9 tRNA genes are annotated in these 970 nt (G+C 53.4%); all 9 read right to left on the bottom strand.

The window, feature by feature from the left end:
* Window positions 1-83: 83 nt before the first annotated feature.
* Window positions 84-159, bottom strand: a tRNA-Ala gene (locus ACFSUO_RS07195).
* A 5-nt stretch (window positions 160-164) separates the two neighbouring features.
* A tRNA-Pro gene (locus ACFSUO_RS07190) sits at window positions 165-241 on the bottom strand.
* Window positions 242-247: 6 nt separating this feature from the next.
* Window positions 248-324 (bottom strand) — tRNA-Arg (locus ACFSUO_RS07185).
* A 6-nt stretch (window positions 325-330) separates the two neighbouring features.
* Window positions 331-417, bottom strand: a tRNA-Leu gene (locus ACFSUO_RS07180).
* Window positions 418-437: 20 nt separating this feature from the next.
* A tRNA-Gly gene (locus tag ACFSUO_RS07175) sits at window positions 438-512 on the bottom strand.
* A 15-nt stretch (window positions 513-527) separates the two neighbouring features.
* Window positions 528-612 (bottom strand) — tRNA-Leu (locus ACFSUO_RS07170).
* A gap of 7 nt (window positions 613-619) precedes the next feature.
* Window positions 620-692: transfer RNA gene (locus tag ACFSUO_RS07165), tRNA-Lys, on the bottom strand.
* A 7-nt stretch (window positions 693-699) separates the two neighbouring features.
* Window positions 700-775 (bottom strand) — tRNA-Thr (locus tag ACFSUO_RS07160).
* A 38-nt stretch (window positions 776-813) separates the two neighbouring features.
* Window positions 814-889 (bottom strand) — tRNA-Val (locus tag ACFSUO_RS07155).
* Window positions 890-970: the final 81 nt, after the last annotated feature.

The following is a 970-nucleotide window of genomic DNA, read 5'->3' as shown; positions in this document are numbered from 1 at the left end:
AAAGCATCTGATTTCCAACCTTTGACATCTGTTTTGTCATACTGGCTGTTTTGTTCAGTTTTCAAAGAACGAATCATTAAATATGGTGGAGCCTAGCGGGATCGAACCGCTGACCTCCTGCGTGCAAAGCAGGCGCTCTCCCAGCTGAGCTAAGGCCCCGAGAATGGTCGGGAAGACAGGATTTGAACCTGCGACCCCATGGTCCCAAACCATGTGCTCTGCCAAACTGAGCTACTTCCCGGTAGAATGGTGCGCCCGAGAGGAGTCGAACCCCTAACCTCTTGATCCGTAGTCAAACGCTCTATCCAATTGAGCTACGGGCGCCTCTGATGCCGAGGGCCGGACTCGAACCGGCACGGTAGTAGACCTACCGCAGGATTTTAAGTCCTGTGCGTCTGCCAATTCCGCCACCCCGGCGCGGTTTTGTTTGGCATTTTTGGAGCGGAAGACGGGATTCGAACCCGCGACCCCCACCTTGGCAAGGTGGTGTTCTACCACTGAACTACTTCCGCATATAATATATTACATGGTGCGGGTGGAGGGACTTGAACCCCCACGTCGCGAGACACTAGATCCTAAATCTAGCGCGTCTGCCAATTCCGCCACACCCGCAAAGAGATGAGCCATGGAGGATTCGAACCTCCGACCCTCTGATTAAAAGTCAGATGCTCTGCCAGCTGAGCTAATGGCTCTAATGGATGGTGCCGGCCAGAGGACTCGAACCCCCAACCTACTGATTACAAGTCAGTTGCTCTGCCAGTTGAGCTAGGCCGGCGAATAAAGAAAATAATCTAAATTACTATATACTTTTAATGGTGGAGGATGCAGGGTTCGAACCTGCGACCCCTTGCTTGTAAGGCAAGTGCTCTCCCGGCTGAGCTAATCCTCCGGCACAGATGAAGTGCCTGGCGGCGTCCTACTCTCGCAGGGGCAAAGCCCCAACTACCATCGGCGCTGGAAAGCTTAACTG

The sequence above is a fragment of the Lentibacillus juripiscarius genome, assembly GCF_042685205.1.
In the GTDB taxonomy this organism is placed as follows: domain Bacteria; phylum Bacillota; class Bacilli; order Bacillales; family Amphibacillaceae; genus Lentibacillus; species Lentibacillus juripiscarius.
This window is presented reverse-complemented; position numbering and strand designations above follow the sequence as displayed.